Origin of the sequence: Aliivibrio sp. S4MY1 (assembly GCF_028765545.1) — a bacterium.
Taxonomy (GTDB): Bacteria; Pseudomonadota; Gammaproteobacteria; order Enterobacterales; family Vibrionaceae; genus Aliivibrio.
Genome location: NZ_JARACP010000008.1, coordinates 156577 through 174682 on the forward strand (window position 1 = coordinate 156577; position 18106 = coordinate 174682).

General features: G+C 37.4%; 11 protein-coding genes and 2 pseudogenes. 8 read left to right on the forward strand and 5 right to left on the reverse strand.

Translation table 11 applies throughout. The features are described from left to right. Positions 1 to 32: 32 nt before the first annotated feature. A pseudogene (locus PVK71_RS10900) lies at positions 33 to 1936 on the reverse strand (bifunctional metallophosphatase/5'-nucleotidase). Positions 1937 to 2140: 204 nt separating this feature from the next. Next, entirely contained in the window at positions 2141 to 2782 is a 642-nt protein-coding gene (locus tag PVK71_RS10905; protein WP_274418480.1) for a thiopurine S-methyltransferase, read from the reverse strand. A 255-nt stretch (positions 2783 to 3037) separates the two neighbouring features. Here PVK71_RS10905 and PVK71_RS10910 point away from each other — a divergent pair, with 255 nt between their 5' ends. Continuing rightward, the gene (locus PVK71_RS10910; RefSeq protein ID WP_274418481.1) at positions 3038 to 4408 is read left to right on the forward strand and encodes an L-cystine transporter; all 1371 of its coding nucleotides are present in this window, start codon (positions 3038 to 3040) and stop codon (positions 4406 to 4408) included. Between the two features lie 393 nt (positions 4409 to 4801). Here PVK71_RS10910 and PVK71_RS10915 read toward each other — a convergent pair whose 3' ends face one another. Beyond that, entirely contained in the window at positions 4802 to 5332 is a 531-nt protein-coding gene (locus tag PVK71_RS10915) for a 3'-5' exonuclease (protein ID WP_274418482.1), read from the reverse strand. Between the two features lie 90 nt (positions 5333 to 5422). Then, positions 5423 to 6940 carry a sensor domain-containing diguanylate cyclase gene (locus tag PVK71_RS10920; RefSeq protein ID WP_274418483.1) on the reverse strand — a complete coding sequence of 506 codons (1518 nt, stop codon included), beginning with the start codon at positions 6938 to 6940 and terminating at the stop codon, positions 5423 to 5425. 246 nt (positions 6941 to 7186) lie between these two features. Here PVK71_RS10920 and PVK71_RS10925 point away from each other — a divergent pair, with 246 nt between their 5' ends. The 4 genes from PVK71_RS10925 (at position 7187) to PVK71_RS10940 (ending at position 13031) form a co-directional block, all read left to right on the forward strand. After that, entirely contained in the window at positions 7187 to 7819 is a 633-nt protein-coding gene (locus PVK71_RS10925; protein WP_274418485.1) for a DUF2760 domain-containing protein, read from the forward strand. Then, the gene (locus tag PVK71_RS10930) at positions 7819 to 9639 is read left to right on the forward strand and encodes an Hsp70 family protein (protein WP_274418487.1); all 1821 of its coding nucleotides are present in this window, start codon (positions 7819 to 7821) and stop codon (positions 9637 to 9639) included. The genes PVK71_RS10925 and PVK71_RS10930 overlap by 1 nt, the downstream gene beginning before the upstream one ends. 134 nt (positions 9640 to 9773) lie before the next feature. Next, entirely contained in the window at positions 9774 to 12590 is a 2817-nt protein-coding gene (locus PVK71_RS10935) for an Hsp70 family protein (RefSeq protein WP_274418489.1), read from the forward strand. 138 nt (positions 12591 to 12728) lie between these two features. Then, positions 12729 to 13031, forward strand: coding sequence for a hypothetical protein (locus PVK71_RS10940; protein WP_274418490.1), 303 nt, complete (start codon positions 12729 to 12731; stop codon positions 13029 to 13031). Positions 13032 to 13106: 75 nt separating this feature from the next. Here PVK71_RS10940 and PVK71_RS10945 read toward each other — a convergent pair whose 3' ends face one another. Next, on the reverse strand, positions 13107 to 13580 hold the full coding sequence (locus PVK71_RS10945; RefSeq protein ID WP_130045621.1) for a DUF2947 domain-containing protein: 474 nt from the start codon (positions 13578 to 13580) through the stop codon (positions 13107 to 13109). A 232-nt stretch (positions 13581 to 13812) separates the two neighbouring features. Here PVK71_RS10945 and PVK71_RS10950 point away from each other — a divergent pair, with 232 nt between their 5' ends. The 3 genes and pseudogenes from PVK71_RS10950 to PVK71_RS10960 all read left to right on the forward strand — a co-directional run bounded on the left by PVK71_RS10950 (position 13813) and on the right by PVK71_RS10960 (position 18052). Next, positions 13813 to 14964 carry a DUF1887 family protein gene (locus tag PVK71_RS10950; protein WP_130045620.1) on the forward strand — a complete coding sequence of 384 codons (1152 nt, stop codon included), beginning with the start codon at positions 13813 to 13815 and terminating at the stop codon, positions 14962 to 14964. A gap of 245 nt (positions 14965 to 15209) precedes the next feature. Beyond that, positions 15210 to 15649, forward strand: a pseudogene (locus tag PVK71_RS20525) (ISAs1 family transposase); the annotation flags it as partial. Between the two features lie 627 nt (positions 15650 to 16276). After that, the gene (locus tag PVK71_RS10960) at positions 16277 to 18052 is read left to right on the forward strand and encodes a methyl-accepting chemotaxis protein (RefSeq protein WP_274418494.1); all 1776 of its coding nucleotides are present in this window, start codon (positions 16277 to 16279) and stop codon (positions 18050 to 18052) included. Positions 18053 to 18106: the final 54 nt, after the last annotated feature.

The window sequence follows — 18106 nt, forward strand, 5'->3', positions numbered from 1 at the left end:
CAATATGGTCACCTTTTTAGTTCATAAAGGAATTAATTCAACGCTTTTGCAATTACCATATCACGGTAAATTCGTGCTTTTTCTGCTTCTGTCGTTGCTGTTTTGAGCTCTTTTTCAAGCTTAGTTAGATAAGTCGTTAATTCTTCTTTCGTTGAAAAAACCTTACCCTTTACGTTAATTGATTCAACATTTGTATAACGGCCATCATCACTGGTTGGAACATTGATTTTTCCACTGTTCACTAAGTCTTTTATGATTTCACGCTCTTTTTCATAACCATCAAGACCGCTTAGTGCCCAACGACTCATTGGTTTGCCTTCGTATTTACCCTTTTTTTCTTCATTTAAGTATCGAATGGTTAAGTTACGAATCGTCCCTTCATCTTCACCAAATTCTTCTTCTGTATCAAATAACACAGGAAAAACTTGTCCTTCAAGTACGCCACCCGCTTTGGTTAAATGCCCCATTCGGTAGCTATTCATTCCGATTCTTATTGGGGTTGTATCCGTTATTACTTGTCCATCAGCAAACGCAAGATTCGTGATACGTTGACCTGCAGGTTTCGTCAGGTCAATGGTATAAGTTACCCCTGCAAAGAAGTCATTAGTTGAATATTTTGACGAGCGACGATCAAGATTGAAACTATAAGTCACGTCCCCTTCTTTTACACTATTGAAATAACCTGCCGACCATTCCATGTAAGTCTTAAGCTCTTTACCCGTCATATCATAAACAGTAATTTCACCCCCTGCGTACTGATAATTATAAGCAATGTCTTTAGCTTTGATTTACCTACATCGAGCTCTGCCATGTCGTTATCAATTTGCAAAGCAATCACGTTTGCCAATGGTGCGTAATGCATGCTCACTTCTTGGAAAAGAGCACTGATCCCCGTATCTTGAATATGGACTTGTGGTATACCTGCAATTTCATTCTCTGGTACTAAATCAACACCCAATAGTTCTGCCACCACACGATTCGCATTCTCTCGCAAACGCTTATGATAAGGTGCGTATAACTCTTCCATCTTCTCGTCTGATTCAACACCTTTAATTTTGTAAGTGAAGCTATCCTTATTGACGAGAGTAAACTTCCCATTTTTCTCTTCAAATTGTAAGTCGATACGAGAAAGCGCACGTCCATATTTGTCTGGCTCGGTAATAATCACACCATTTACTGTCGCTTTATCAATGCGAGTATGCATATGACCTGCAACAATCGCATCAATTTCTGGGTTATCATTCGCAATGTCAGTAACCCCTGTGGCTTTAATGTTATTCTCATTATCAAGCCCCATATGAGCAACTAATACAATCGCATCTACTTTATCGTCTATCTGTTTTATGACTTTTTTCACTTCTAGGGACGGATTAGTGAACGTCATTCCCTCTAAGCGGTTTGTACCTTCAGCAAATACTTGAGTCATTGGTGTATCCATACCTATCATGCCGATTTTAATGCCATTTTTTTCAATGATTTTATAGGCTGGTAAAAATGGATTGCCATCTTCTCGCTTGATATTTCCTGCTAATGATGTGCCTTTAAACTGGGTCAAAGAGCGATTAAGTACATCTAGACCAAAATCAAATTCATGATTACCAAGAACCCAAATATCATACTTCATTTCATTAAAGCCGAGCATCATTGGATCTGTCGGTTCATCTTTAAAGGTTTCAACAAAGTTGCCTTGTATGGTATCGCCAGCATCAACCAAAATGACATTTTCTTGTTGATCTCGAATAGTTTTTACTTTTGTAGCTATCTGACTCAAGCTGCCTTTCATATTGAGCTTATCGCTCGCATAATCCCAAGGCATAAAGTGCCCATGAATGTCTGACGTACCAAGAATAGTCACATCAACAATATCGCCATCCGCCGCAATGGCATAACCACTTAACGAAAGTAAAATTGCAGAGGCCAGTATATGTTTTTTCATAATTATCATTATTATATTTGTAGGGTGATAAAAAAGCATAAAGGCATCTTCTACTTTAAAAATGATAAATGATCACATTTTTATGTAACAACGATTTTAGATTACAAAATTTATGATGAATGGCACATCATCAACAAAAAAGCCACCAAATTAAAAATCTAGCGGCTTTATGGTATGAAGCAGTTTTCTATTTAGGTTACTTTTCTAACTCTCAATCAACCACACTTCTTCCGCAAAGCGTGATAATCCTTTTTTAATTTTAGGATGATCAGCATCAGCTTCATCACGCTGCAAGCAAGTAACTGTCATACCAGAAAATAATGAACGAACTTCGTCTTCAGGAACAGAGAATGGAGGTCCTGCCATTTCAGTTTGGTCATAATCTAACGTTACCAATAAGATGCGTCCGCCTTCTTTTAAGCGAGAACGTAATACTTGTACATATTCTTCACGCATCTCTTTCGGTAGAGCGACTAATGCTGCACGATCATAAATCAGATCAGTCGCTTCAATTGGTGCGGTAAAGTAATCACCAGAATAAATGGTTAACTCATCAAATTCATATAACTCAAGAGTGCTAGTTAATGCGGTAACGGTTGGTGTATACAAGCGCTCAGCAAAAAAAGCACGTACGGCTATTTTACTTAGCTCAACACCCGTGACTGAATTATGTTTTTCAGCAAGCCAATCGAGATCCATCGACTTACCACATAAAGGAACAAATACCGTATCATTACGTTGCGGCTTTAACGCTGACCAATATTGAGTCAAAATTGGGTTTGTATCTGATAGGTGAAAACCAATTACATTACTTGCCCACTTGCTTTCCCAGAATTCATGTTCCATTTACTTTTCCTTCCACTCACTTTTTATTATTGAGAAATGGTACCTCATCGCCTTATTCTGTTCTACAAATACTCATTTTATAAGCTTATTGCTGTATCTATAACCGAAAACACAAAGTATATTCCATTTAGTTATATAAGATAACTTTTATCAATTACCTTACCGAAAGCCTTACCGTTATTATGCTTAAAAATACAAAGAGCTTGTTTCAAATCGACACAATAGCGAGCGCACTAAATAAACAGGAAAAGCAGTATGTCATTAGCCGTCATTATTAATTTAGCCGTATTTATCGGGCTCATCTTCTTTCTTAATACCCAACAACGTAAAGAATATACGCTGTCTCGCCTTGTTCTTATCGGCTTAATTGCTGGTAGCCTTTATGGTTTAGCTCTTCATGTAATTCATGGAGAAGGCAGTACTGTAATCAAGACTACTCTTGATTGGGTGAATATTGTTGGTAGCGGGTATGTTGGTCTATTAAAAATGGTTATCATGCCATTAGTATTAGTATCTATGTTCTCTGCGGTTGTTAAACTCGATAAATCAGGCTCTTTAGGCAAAATTAGCGGCGTTACTATTAGTGTACTTTTAGTCACAACAATGATCTCAGCCTTAATTGGTATTGCAGTAACTCACACTTTTGGTTTAACTGCAGAAGGCTTAACTGAAGGTGCTCGTGAAGCAGCTCGTGTTGCGGTATTAGAGTCTCGCATTGGTAGTGTTAGTGACCTGACAATTCCTCAAATGCTAATTAGCTTTATTCCTACAAATCCATTTGCTGATTTAACGGGGACTCGCTCAACCTCTATCATTGCTGTAGTTATCTTTGCAATTCTTGCTGGTATCGCTGCACGTAAAGTGAGTCAAGAGAAAGAAGAGTTAGCAGTTCCAATTAATACTTTTGTAGACGTAGCTCAATCAATTGTTATGCGTTTAGTTAAAATGATAATGGCACTGACCCCTTACGGTATCTTGGCGCTACTAACTAAAGTTGTTGCTACATCCAATGCAGCCGATATTTTAAATTTACTTGGTTTCATTGTTGCCTCTTACATTGCTATTTTACTGATGTTTGTGGTTCACGGTTTATTAGTTTCATTTGTTGGTGTAAACCCTATTGATTACTTCAAGAAGATTTGGCCGGTATTGACGTTTGCATTCAGCTCACGTAGCTCTGCTGCAACAATCCCTCTAAACGTTGAAGCTCAAATTACAAAACTGCGCGTTCCACCTGCAATTGCGAATTTATCTGCCACATTTGGTGCTACTATTGGTCAAAATGGGTGTGCGGGTATCTACCCTGCGATGCTAGCGGTAATGGTTGCTCCAACAATGGGGATCCCAATTGATGCTCACTTTATTCTATCTTTAGTTGCAATTATCACAGTAAGTTCATTTGGTATTGCAGGTGTTGGCGGGGGGGCTACATTTGCAGCATTAATCGTTCTTCCTGCAATGGGCTTACCTGTTACGATTGCTGCCCTACTTATTTCTATCGAACCGTTAATTGATATGGCACGTACTGCTCTTAATGTAAGTGGTGCAATGACAGCGGGTACAATTACAAGCCGAGTTCTTGGTGAAAAAAGTACTGATGAACAAGTAGAAAATGCGCAAGCGTAAACAAAAACATATACTCTAGCTACAATAAAGGAAGCCAAAATGGCTTCCTTTTTTATGGTTTAAACCTAATGAATATTCCATTTGTATTCATGTTAAACATAACGAATGTTACATTAGAAAAACTAATCTTAAAAAACAATTTTACTTGCTAGAAATAATAAAAAATTTATCTATAATGCGCGCCATACAGAGACGAAATATCTCGTTCTAATAATCAAGTTAAAAGGTGACGCTGCTATGGCTAAGAAAATCATAACTAAAATCGCAACTGCTTATCAGCGTTCATTTGTTGAATTATACAAACGTGATAATAAATAAGTTCGATTAAATCAAACAAAAAAAGGAGCTAATCAGCTCCTTTTTTAATGTATCTATTAAATAACCTATTACAATCTATAATATTTTTAATGCTAATTGCGCAAGGTTATATGCATCAACATAACCAGAATGCTGTCTGCCTTCCCATTCAATATCTAACTCTTCCATCGCCTTTCTTTGACCCATTCGCTCATTTTTCTTACGTGATTTAATACGATAAATGGTTGCCAGATTTAAGAATTCACTGAATGGAATTTCTATGCCTTTTGCTCTACATTCAGCATCAAGAATTTGCTCATCGTGTCCCCATGCTGCATAAATTTTATTGGTTCCACCGAAATTCTTAATCATAGACTTCAATACGTCAGCTAATGGTCTACCTTGCTTTTCTATTTTTCGAGGAGAAATACCTGTTAACTCAACACAAAACTTAGATATTTCGTCTTTTTCTGGCTTCACATAATATTGAGCACGTTTAACAACTTCACCTTTAATTAAGTCGATCTCCGCTAATCCTACTTCAATGATCTCCCCTGTTGTTCCTTTGCCATCAACATTCCAACAGCACATTTCTAAATCAAAACAGACGATACGATTAAAGTTCATGGAGATCCTTGGTACTCAAATAAAACGGAGGCGCTATTCTACCTAAACAAAATGATAAGCGCGATACTATAAAAATCGATTGCTGAAAATTCAGCCGCGAATAGTCACTTGGTTACGCCCCATCGCTTTACTTTGATATAACGCTTGATCGGCAGCCTTCAATAAACCTTCAAGACTCTCACCTTTCCAAAGTACAGCACCAAGACTGATAGTTTGAGCGATATCGAAATCATTAAGCACCGTGGGAGATGTGGCAACAAGATCATGAATTTGTTCTGAAATTAATGTTAGTTCATCGATACTATTCAGCTTTATCACAATAGAAAACTCATCACCTCCAAGACGTGAGACGTAGGCATTATTTCCCAATGTTTCAGACATTAAGTGACCAATATGTCGCAAAACTGCATCCCCTTCAGGATGGCCATATGTGTCATTGATTTGTTTAAATTTATCGATATCAAAACACAACAAAGCAAAGGATTTTTTTGTTTCAATATAGCGACTAATCACATCACGTATAGCACGACGATTTAATAAGCCAGTAAGATCATCATGCATTGCCATATAACGTAATTTTTTGGTTCTAATTTCGAGCAGATTTTCAATTCGTTGTTTATCTCGAGTAACAACAGAAGTTAGTGCCGCAATCAGCATTGAAATCGTTAAAATACCAAAAAATAACCAGATCAACGTGAGTCTTTGATATTTAGTTAATTTACTATCTGTTTTATATTCAATTTTCCAAAGGCGATTTTCGATTTTTACGTTGGTGATATAATCAACCCCTTTAAAATTATCCCATGTACTACTTTGATACATAATAGGATCATCACCTGCATCAAATCCCGTATCAATAATACGTACAACTAATTCCTCACCTAAAGAGGTGGAATTAACTAAGCGGTCAAAATAACTGGTAATCTTTACTACTCCGACCATTACCCCTTTTAGCGATGTTTTATCTGAAGTAAATACAGGGTGATAAACTAGCATGCCTGTTTTTTGAGCACTCTGTTCAAGACTATCTTGCAGTAGGCGAATTTTATCTGAAATACTTGGTCGCCCCGTTGTTAAAAACTCTTCGAGAACAAGATTAAAACGCTCTCTCGATGAATAAAATCCAATTAGAGGTGTGTTTTTCTCATCTCTTGGATAGATATCTGTTGCGATATAAATGGGATCATGATTTTTCATCACATAGCCGTAGGTTTTAGGCTGGTCTTTAGGGACTGTATATAATTGAGCTAAGGGGTAATTTTTATGTATTTGTTTAAAATGCTCATCAATATCTTTTTCTTCCACTTTCTCCATCCATTGAAGTGAAATAAGACTATTAGAACGATGGAGTAATGAATCTGCAAATAAGGGGAATTGGGACCAATCCTTTTTACTGCCTACTTGATAAAAATTTGCACCTGCACCTATAAAGTCGATATCTTTCTCTATTAGCATTGAAAGCAAAGCCGATTGTCTATCCGCTTCTTTATAGAAATTCTTTTGATTATTATCCAAATCGGATAGATAAACGAACCTCATACTTAATAGACCCAGAGATAGAGCTAACAAAAAACTGGTCATTACATAAAAGTAATTACTCTTAAACACTCTACTCTCCAACGGTTGATAACCCTTTAATTCTAATAAATTTTTGAATTTTTCGAAACCAAAAGCCCACATTTAATTTTTATTACTCAGATTTGATTCATTCTGTTCAAAATTACATCATTCAGTATCTATTCATTACTTTGGTTACCCTTCTTTTTATCTCTTATCCCTTGAATATGCTACTATTAGCCACAATTTAGTTAAAAACGTTTGGTGCTAAGCGCCCTAGAATATAGAGAATGAATTATGAATTTTGACTTGAATGCTATTCCTTCTACCTTTGATTTAGGACACATTGTCCTGTTAAGTACATCTGCTTTATTTGCATTATTGTACATAATGAAGAAAGGTAAAGCGGTAGAGATTGAAAAAACGGTTGAAATCGAAAAAATTGTCGAAGTTGAAAAACCTGTAGAAAAAATCGTCGAAATCGAAAAAGTGGTTGAAGTTGAAAAGATCATTGAGAAAATCATCGAAGTGGAACCAAAAGTAAAAACATCAACTCCTGAATCTGCTCTTCAATTATTATCTCTTTTACAAAAAGAAGCGCGTTTTATCGACTTTATGCAAGAAGACCTTAAAGGTTTTGCTGATGCAGAAGTTGGCGCAGCGGCTCGTGTTATTCATGAAGGCGGCCAAAAAGTATTATCCGACTACTTCACTCTTACCCCAGTTCGTACTGAAGAAGAAGAATCTCGATTAACTATTCCTGCTGGTTTTAATCCATCAGAAGTTCGCCTAACAGGTAATGTAGTAGGTGAAGCTCCATTTAACGGCACACTTATCCACCGTGGTTGGAAGGTAGCCGAAGTGAAACTGCCAAAACTGGCTGATGGTTATGACGCAACAATCGTTGCTCCAGCAGAGGTTGAACTGTAATGGAACAAGCTAAATACAGCATTGGTATCGATTTAGGTACAACTCACTGTGTTCTTTCTTATGTGGATTTACATGATGAAGATGCAAGCGTTCAAGTGATGCCAATCCCTCAATTAACCGCTCCTGGTCAAGTTGAAGAGAAATTACAGCTGCCTTCTTTCATGTATCAAGCGCATGACGCTGAACTATTAGAAGGTGACACAAGTCTTCCTTGGACAACCAAACCAAACGCAATTGTTGGTAGCATTGCTCGTAACCTTGGTAGCAAAACCCCTATCCGTTTAATCGCTAGTGCAAAAAGCTGGTTATGTCACGGTGGCGTGAACCGTCGTGAAGCTTTTTTACCATTAAATAGTCCTGAAGAAGTGATCAAAGCATCACCTCTTGAAGTGACTAAGCGTTATTTAGAGCACCTTCAAAATGCGTGGGATTTTCAAAACCCTGAGCATCCTCTAAATGAACAAGACATTACGATTACCGTTCCTGCATCGTTTGACCCCGCCGCTCGTGATTTAACAGCAGAAGCTGCAAATAATCTTGGTTTCCGTAATCTTACATTATTAGAAGAACCACAAGCTGCGGTTTATAGTTGGATTAAAAACAACGGCGACTCTTGGCGTGACCAAGTTTCTGTTGGTGATGTAATTTTAGTGGTTGATATTGGTGGCGGTACTACCGATTTATCATTAGTTGCAGTGACTGAAGAAGAAGGCAATTTAAGCCTAAACCGTGTTGCGGTAGGTGATCATATTCTTCTTGGTGGCGACAATATGGATTTAGCTCTGGCTTATCGATTAAAGATGAAGCTAGCGCAAGAAGGTAAGCAACTGCAACCGTGGCAAATCCAAGTGATGACTCATGCTTGCCGTGATGCTAAAGAGGCGCTTCTTAACGATTCTGAATTACGCGCAGTACCTATTGTGGTTCCTAGCCGTGGATCAAAATTGTTAGGTGGCACACTGCAAACAGAACTGACTCAAGAAGAAGTACAGCAAACATTGGTAGAAGGTTTCTTCCCTGTTGTTCCTGTTACTGAGCACCCTGTTCAATCTGCTCGTGGCGCACTGACTCAAATGGGTCTACCTTACGCACAAGATGCAGCAGTAACTCGTCACCTAGCTAGCTTCTTAACTCGTCAACAAGCGGCAACTGATGACGTATTTGGTCAACAGAATGACGCTGATTTTATTAAGCCTACTGCAATTCTTTTAAACGGTGGTGTTTTAAAATCGAATCTTCTTGCTGAGCGTTTACTCGGCATTATTAATGACTGGTTAATTGATGCTGAAGCAGAAGATGCAAAACTGCTTGAAGGTCTAGATCTTGATTTAGCGGTTGCTTCAGGTGCTTCTTATTATGGTTCTGTTCGTACTGGTAACGGTGTTCGTATCCGTGGTGGTATCGCATCAAGCTACTATGTTGGCATCGAAAGTTCTATGCCTGCGATTCCAGGAATGGAACCACCAATGGAAGCGCTGTGTGTTGCTCCATTTGGCATGGAAGAAGGCTCTCATGCTAATGTTCCTAGCCAACAATTTGGTTTGGTAATTGGTCAGCCGGTGCAGTTTAAGTTCTACGGTTCAACGACTCGTCGTGACGATCAAGCTGGTACTCATTTAGATTTCTGGATGCCAGAAGAGCTAGAAGAACTTCCAGCTATTCAAGTGACGTTACCAGTTACTGAAGGCCGCACAGCAGGTGAGGTTGTGCCTGTTCGTTTAGCCTCTAAAGTGACTGAACTTGGTACTCTTTATCTTGAAGCCATTGCTGCTGATAGCGGTGAGAAATGGCACGTTGAGTTTGATGTTCGTGAAGCGTAATTTGGATATTATTCTTCGCTAGTTGCGCATCTTAAGAGTTCAGTCACCGTTATGGAGGCTGAACTCTTTTACTATATGCCCCTATATTTTATCGCTGCCGCTTTCTCTTTTATTGCAGCTTCAATGGAGTTTCTATGAGTTCTTCTAATCGTTATTTAATTGGTATTGATCTTGGTACTACTCACACTGTTGTGGCTTATACTGATATTTCTCTTGGTATTGAAATTAGCCCAATTGAAATCTTCAATATCGACCAATTAATTGGACCGGGTGAAGTTGCTCGTAAACCCCTACTTCCATCATTTCGTTACCATGCTTCACAAAGCCAAATCACTGAAAATGACCTAACACTGCCTTGGAATGTAAAAGCGATTGATGGTGAAATAAAAAACGCAATCATTGGTGAATGGGCACGTGAGTTAGGCTCAAAGGTAGAAGGTCGCCAAGTAGTCAGTGCTAAGAGTTGGTTATCTCACACTAAAGTCGATCGTACCTCAGATATTCTGCCTTGGGCAGGCGCAGAAGATGTTGAAAAAGTATCTCCTATTGTTGCCAGTGCGAGTTATTTAAATCACGTTCGTCAATCTTGGAATTACCACCACCCTGATGCGCCAATGGAACTTCAAGAAGTGGTTGTTACGGTACCCGCTTCATTTGATGAAAGTGCTCGTTCATTTACTATACAAGCCGCAAAACTGGCAGGTCTTGATAAGATCATTCTATTGGAAGAACCACAAGCCGTTTGTTATGACTGGTATCACCATCATCAAGACACTGCAAAAGACATTCTAAAGAACATTCCGTTAATGGTGGTGTGCGATGTAGGCGGCGGTACTACCGATTTAAGTTTAATCCAAGCGCGTTTTAATAAAGACGAATTAGCTCTTGATCGTATCGGCGTGGGTGATCACCTAATGTTAGGTGGTGACAACATTGATTTAGCCTTAGCGCATTTGGCTGAACAGCGTTTAGACAGCGGTAAGAAAATGACGGCTGCCGCGTTAACCAAACTTATCCAACAAACGCGTAAAACCAAAGAACGTTTACTGTCAGCTAATGCACCAGAATCTGGCCATATCACTCTATTAGGGTCTGGCTCTAAATTATTAGGTGGCAGTCGTAAAGTTGAGTTAACCAAAGAAGAAGTTCATCAAATTGCACTTGATGGATTCTTACCACTGACTGACTTTAATGACCGTCCAAATCAACGTCAAACCGCTGTTGTTGAATTTGGCTTACCTTACGCTTCTGATCCTGCTATAAGTAAGCACCTAGCTCAGTTCTTGGATAATCATAAAGAAGTGTCAGCTAAAGCACTCGGTTGGGATGATGCTGCACTAGCTAATCATCAAGATAGAGCTATCCCTGTTGGTCTACTTCTTAATGGCGGCGTATTTAATAGTCCGCTATTAGCTGAACGTTCACTTGAATTGATGAATAACTGGAAAGGTGACACTGTCACTCAGCTATCTAATCCTCACCCTGATTTAGCTGTTGCTTATGGTGCCGTAGCTTATGGTAAAGCACGCCATGGTGCACAATTAAAAATTGGCGGTGGCTCAGCGCGTTCATTCTATTTACAGTTAGAAGAGAAAAATAAACAACCACAAGGTTTATGTTTATTGGCAAAAGGCAGCGACGAAGGTGAAGAAATTCGTATGACAAGCCGCCGTTTCTCACTAACATTGGGCGAACCTGTTCGTTTTAATTTGCTTTCAACAACAAAAGTTCAGCTTGCTACCTCAGGTATGATCACTGAGTTAGCCGATCCAAGTTTTGTTAGCTTACCGCCTTATGTCGTAACACTTGAATCAAGTAAATCAAAAGATGAACTACACGCAAACCAAAAAGATCGCGTTGAAGTAACCCTAGCCTGTCAATTCACAGAAGTCGGCACCATTAAGATTGAATGTGTTTCCGTTGAAGACGATTCACAGCGTTGGTTAGTCGAATTTGAAGTACGTAATCAAGCCTCTAATAAAAGCGCTAACCTTGCGGATCAAATTAGTCTTCCCCCTCACCTACCTAATGCAATAGCAAGTATTAAAGAGGCTTATGGCGGCAGCAAACAAAACCCAAATGCCATTAAAGCCTTTAATAAAAATATTGAAAAGCTCATTGGCAAACGTGAATCATGGGATCTTATTACCTCTCGTGAACTTGCTGCCGCATTACTTGATAGTAAAAAACGTCGCCGCCGCTCTGACAAACACGAGCAAAATTGGTTAAAAATGACAGGGTTCGCTCTACGTCCCGGTTTTGGTTACCCTGCCGATGAATGGAAAATTAGCCAAGCATGGGAAACCTATCAGCAAGGCATTCAATTTGAATCAAAGCAATCTTGGAATGATTGGTGGACATTCTGGCGTCGAATTTCAGGAGGCTTAAATCAAGAACAACAAGAAACGATTTTAGCTGATATGGCAAAGTACCTACATCCGGGGTCTTTACGTAATCCAAAAACATTAGAAGAGGCCAGTAACAAAAGTTATGAAGCTATGGTACGCCTAGCTGCTGCACTTGAGCATCTGGATGTTGAAGATAAGACACTGATTGCCTCTTGGGTATTAGGCCATGCAAAAAATGACAACCAACCGCAAGTCCATTGGTGGGCGTTAGGACGTATTTGTTCTCGCTCTCCATTCTATGGTAGCCAGCATAATTTGATACCAGCAACCCAAGTAGCTCAATGGTTACCAACACTATTAGCTCAAGATTGGAAAATACAACCAATGGCAGGTTTTGCCGCAGTTATGATGGCGCGATTGACTGGTGATAGAACCTTAGATGTCTCAGATGAACTACGTGAAAGTATTATTGATAAACTGAAGAAGAGTCGCTCTCCACAAAGTTGGATAGATCTCGTCTCTAGCCAGCAAGCATTAAGCGAAGCCGACTCTAAACGACTTTTCGGTGATGCTCTACCAGCTGGGTTACGTTTAATTAATTAAACTGTTGGCATGACAGAAATAAAACAAATGATGCTTTTTGCTTCTTTTTTGTCAAAGCTTCGCAAACTAACTAAAATTGTCTTCAAAAAAGTGATGAATTGAGTATACTGAATTCATCACAATTTTTAGGTAACCTTAATGTTCCATATCGTTATTTTAGCGAGTATGGTGTTACTTTATTTTGTTGGTTGGTCTCGCTTCGGTACTCGAGAATTACGCAATGCAGCTAAGAGGTTTAGTGAATTAATTCCAGCCCCTCAAGAGCTAGTTATTGAATGGATTATGTATAATAAACAGATATTGGATATCAATGAGTTTCAACGTTTTATCATCCATTTAAATAGAGCAAGCACTGAAGATTTAAAAACAGAATTAGATAGTTTTTCACATTATCTTGAAATACACGCGCCAGAGTACGTGATTACAAGAACTCCTTCTTAAACTATCAGCTATATTAAACAAAAAGGCTCAAAGTTAATGACTCTGAGCCTTTTTTAATTTTATCGCTAATCGTAATTAACTTCTTGAGCCTAACTTCACTTTACCTTTCGAATTAAACCACAAGGCTTGTGCTTTCTTCTTTCCAATAAGTATTGGTAAGTCATCGTAAAATAAAAAGTTTTTCCATGTTTTCTTAAATGTGCCCCAAGAAGTTTCAATCAGATTGTATTTCTCATAACAAAAATAAACCGTTACATCATCAGCCCAATCAATAAACTCTAATACTTCATCTGGCAATGCTTCATTATCACTATCCCAGCGATGCTGCCAATCAATCTCATTGCTCCATGAGCTTTGTTTCATTGGCCATTCTTTCGAACCAAAATGATCTGCAGTTGGACTGTTCGCACTAATAAAATCATTCCAAACTTGAGCAGATTTTGCTTGAGTGAATGGCTTAATTAATGACAATAATTCATCATCAACTGGCATTGATTGATGAGTAAAAATCCATTTGCGATTGTATTCATCTAAAGGTAAATAGCTCATAGTTCATTCTGTATTTAAGGCATGTGGCTCTATTCTATCGTCTTTTTTTATTAAGCCCAAATAAGAATATTTAACAATGGGTTGATTTTTATCATTAAGCCCCTCATTACAATAGTATTGAATAGAAAAACCATACTAATTCTATAAACTAGTATGTGCTTAAAATTATAATTATTCGGTTACGCATGCCTTCTGCTTCATTATGTGTAATCACCATTACAAGGATTATTTCATGATCACGCATGTTGGCATATTAGATCAAGACCCCGTCCGTCTTGTAACCCCTCTCCTTGATCTCTCCGTAAAAGGCGAGCATATGATTTTTATTGGCGACGAGACACAGAAAGATATGTTTCATCGCTTAGAAACCATACTTCAATATAAGGGAATTACTTCTGATTTTTATGAAATCCCAAATATTGTAGACACTCATTTAATTAAAGAATCTTTGCAAGCACTAGCCGCCGAAATGAAACATCATTTTAGCGACATTAAATTAAATGCAAGCTGCGGTCTTCGACACCGTCTTCTTTCTGCCTATGAAGTGTTTCGCTCTTATCATTGGCCAATTTTTGTTGTCGAACCATTCAGCGATAAATTATGTTGGCTTTACCCTGATGGTCGCAAACAAAAACACGTCGCAGATAATATCCGCTTAAGCGATTACCTTGCTATCTTTGGCGCTCGCTGTGAGTTTTCAGAATCTGAACTTCCAGAAAGCATTGATAAACGCCTACGTGAGCTTTGCCAGCGCTGGGCAAGTAATGCTCTAGAATTAGGTCCCGGCCTTGCTACATTAAACTACTTAGCGACGACTTGTCGTAAAGAGCAGCGCCTTGATGTTGAGGTGACAGAGAAGCAACAGAGTTATAAAGAACTTAATATGCTACTGACTGATCTTGTTGAAACGGGTTTAGCGACCTATGAAAACGGCACCTTAACGTTTGATTGTGAAGAAGCTCGACGTTTAGCTAACGGTGAATGGTTAGAGATCTTAGTTCATAATACCGTGGTCGATATTCAACAATATTTACCAACACTTCAAGATCACTCATTGAATGTTCAAGTTCACCGTGAAATTGGTGATAAAGACGTTCGTAACGAGCTAGATGTGGTTAGTATCGTGAACAATAAGCTGCATATTATTGAATGTAAGACTAAAGGCATGCGTGATGATGGCGATGATACGCTTTATAAATTAGAGTCGTTACGTGACCTTCTAGGTGGCTTACAAGCACGAGCCATGCTAGTTAGTTTCCGTCCTCTACGTAATAACGACATTATGCGAGCACAAGATTTAGGCTTAGCTATTATTGGTCCAGATGAGTTAGGCGATCTTAAAAAGCATCTTCTCAATTGGTTCTTAGCCGCTGGTGGTCATTGATAATCGAATTAACATAATTGAATAGGAAGGGGGAGGACACGACTTTCTTCTTCCAATTTCATCAAATAGTAATATTTAGACTACCCATGGCTCATATAAAGTTTTTCTGCAGATGCCTATCTACTTTTAATCTAAAATTTCTAGTTTCAGATGATAGGTCCACAGGCCGTGAGCGTTTATCAATCAATTAAAGGGGCGATTTGACAATCACATTTACTTGTGTCCATATGCTTCTTTTTTAGGGGTGTTTCATTGACTGGATGTCTTCTACCCATCCACTGACCGAAGGTCAAAGCTATTGATGGTAAAATACTTCGTAAATCCTATAATCGTGAGGATAAGACTAGTACTATCCACATGATTAGTGCATATGCCTCATCAAATAAACTCGTATTAGACCTGTTAAAAACTGAGTAAAAGAGTAATGAAGTTACAGCAATACTTGAAGCTTGATATATAGAGGGCTCATTGATAGCTATCGATGCAATAGCTTACAGACCAATATATCTTAAATCATTACTGACAAGAGCGGAGACTATTTCTTTACGGTAAAAAGCAACCAAGAAAAGCATTCGTAATGCAGTAGAAAAAACGTTTCAAAATAACGAACAAGTATGCTAATAAAGAAGGCTATGGATACATCGAGTCACGTCAGTGTTATGTCTTTGGGGGCAATTTCACTTGTTAGACCAGACTAAAAAGTATAGTAACGGTTGAAAATATCATTGGAATTTTTGGTTATAGAATAACTACTCATCAAAAAAACCACCTTGTTCTCAAACCTTTTTCCTGCGCTATTTATAATTGCTTACTGTGATTAGTATTATTACATTAGCTCAAAGGAACTAACTACAGAACAAGCCACAAGTGGTATCAATTCTATTACATTTATGACCTAAATATAGGCTCTTAACCAATTAAGATATTTAATGACGAATTAAGCAATTGATATTCAACCAATAATTGATAATTAAAAGTAAGAATAATAATACAGCTTAGCTCAGAGTTACATTTTTTGACTTATTTTTCTAAAAAACAACTGATTCGCTCGCTCTGCCACTAGGATAGATCAACTATCAATCTTTAATAACCTCAAATATAATATTCCCTGCAACATGAAAACAATATACAATGAAAAAAGGTAAATTTCCGTATAAAACCCCGACCTTATTACTTACGAACTATAATTATGAATTTAAAAAACAAGTTACTTACAATTTTCGTACTATTGCTATTATTTGTTGCATCTGCAATTACTTTCAATGGGTATAGGCTATTTGATTCATCTAGCCGACACCAGTATGAAGAAAAAATGAATATAGAATCCTTTCTTATTGCTCAAGCATTAGAAAACAAACTATCTAATTATTTTGCCACTCTTAATTCCATCTATTTGCCTTTTGATGAAAATCAGAATTTATTACTTAGTGATAACGAGCTAACTAATTATTTTAACAAGATCAAGAAAGAAATGAAAGTTCAAGATATATTTATTGGTTTAAACGATGGAACTACCTTTTTAAATGATAAATTTTTATCTGGTTTTAATGCAAAAAAACTAAACCGAGAATGGTATATAAGACCATTTTCTGGTGAAAAATCAGTCATTACCAACGCCTATATAAATACTAATGGTGCAACCATCATTTCTTTTGCCATTCCCTATATCCGTAATGATAAAATCATTGCAGCAATTGGCGTAAATCTTCCCTTAACAGAGTTATCAACCTTCATAAAGTCGCTAAGCAATCGAAACCAAATCTTTGCATATAGAAATGATGGCTATATTTTTTCAGCTAAAGATAAACCTATGATAGGTAAAAACATTTACACTGAACGACCTATGTTTACAGAGCTTAATAATTCAAATAAAATTAACTATTCCGTAAATGGTAACGAAATAATCGCAATAAAAAATAAATTAACATCGCGCCCATGGACAATTGTTAGTTATGAATGGACAAAAGATATTAATAAAGCTAGCCAAAATATGCTCTATATATCTTTATCAATTTTAGTCATTACCTTATTAATTTCTATTGTGATTATTTATCAAATAATATTGAACTTAATTTACAAACCAATTGGTGGTGAGCCTAATGATATATCTGAAATTCTTAGTGAAATATCGAAAGGTAATTTATCAAAAGACTTAATTAGTACAAATAAAGATACAGGGATTTATGCATCAGTTGTATTATTGTCTGAAAAATTAAATGTCATCATTAAAGAAACCCATCTTATTTCAAACAGTGTTTCATCTTCTGCAGACGAATTAACTACTGTTACTCATGATACCGCTAAAAATTCACAATCTGAATTAAATCAAATAGAAGAAGTATCTACTGCAGTTAGTGAATTATCAAGCACCGCTTCTGAAATGAATACAAATGCACTGTATGCCGACGAAGCAACAAAGCAAGCAATTCGTTATGTAGAGATCGGGAATGACACCCTAACAAAATCATCACATATAACTAATGAAGTTGCTAATTCTGTAAGAGAAGCTTCAATTATGGTTAATGAGCTTAAAAATTCATCCATGGATATTAGCAGCGTAATCGACAATATTAGTTCAATTTCAGAACAAACAAATCTATTAGCTTTAAATGCAGCAATTGAAGCTGCTCGAGCTGGTGAACAAGGAAGAGGTTTTGCTGTTGTTGCTGACGAAGTTAGAGCTTTAGCAGCTAAAACACAAGAATCAACTAAAAACATTCAAGCTATTATTACTCAATTACAAAAAAAATCTGAAGCTACAAATACATACATGGCAAATAACCTTGAGTTAATTACACAGTCTGCTCAAATGAACACCTCTGTTCAAGCATGTTTTTCTGATATTTCAAAATCTGTTATTTCTATTTCTGACATAAATAGCATTGTTGCAACCGCTTCTGAAGAACAATTATCAGTAACTAAAGCAATTGCTCAAAACATTGTATTAACATTCGACTTAGTCAATATCAACGTAACCTCCATAAACCAAATTCAACAAGCGGCTAGTGAATTAGCTCAATTATCCGTAAATCAAAAACAATTACTTAATTTTTTTAAAATAAAAGTCAATCCCAATAACATAATTTAATACATTATTTCATGCATCAAAAATACCGCTCATTCATTACAAATTAGCGGTATT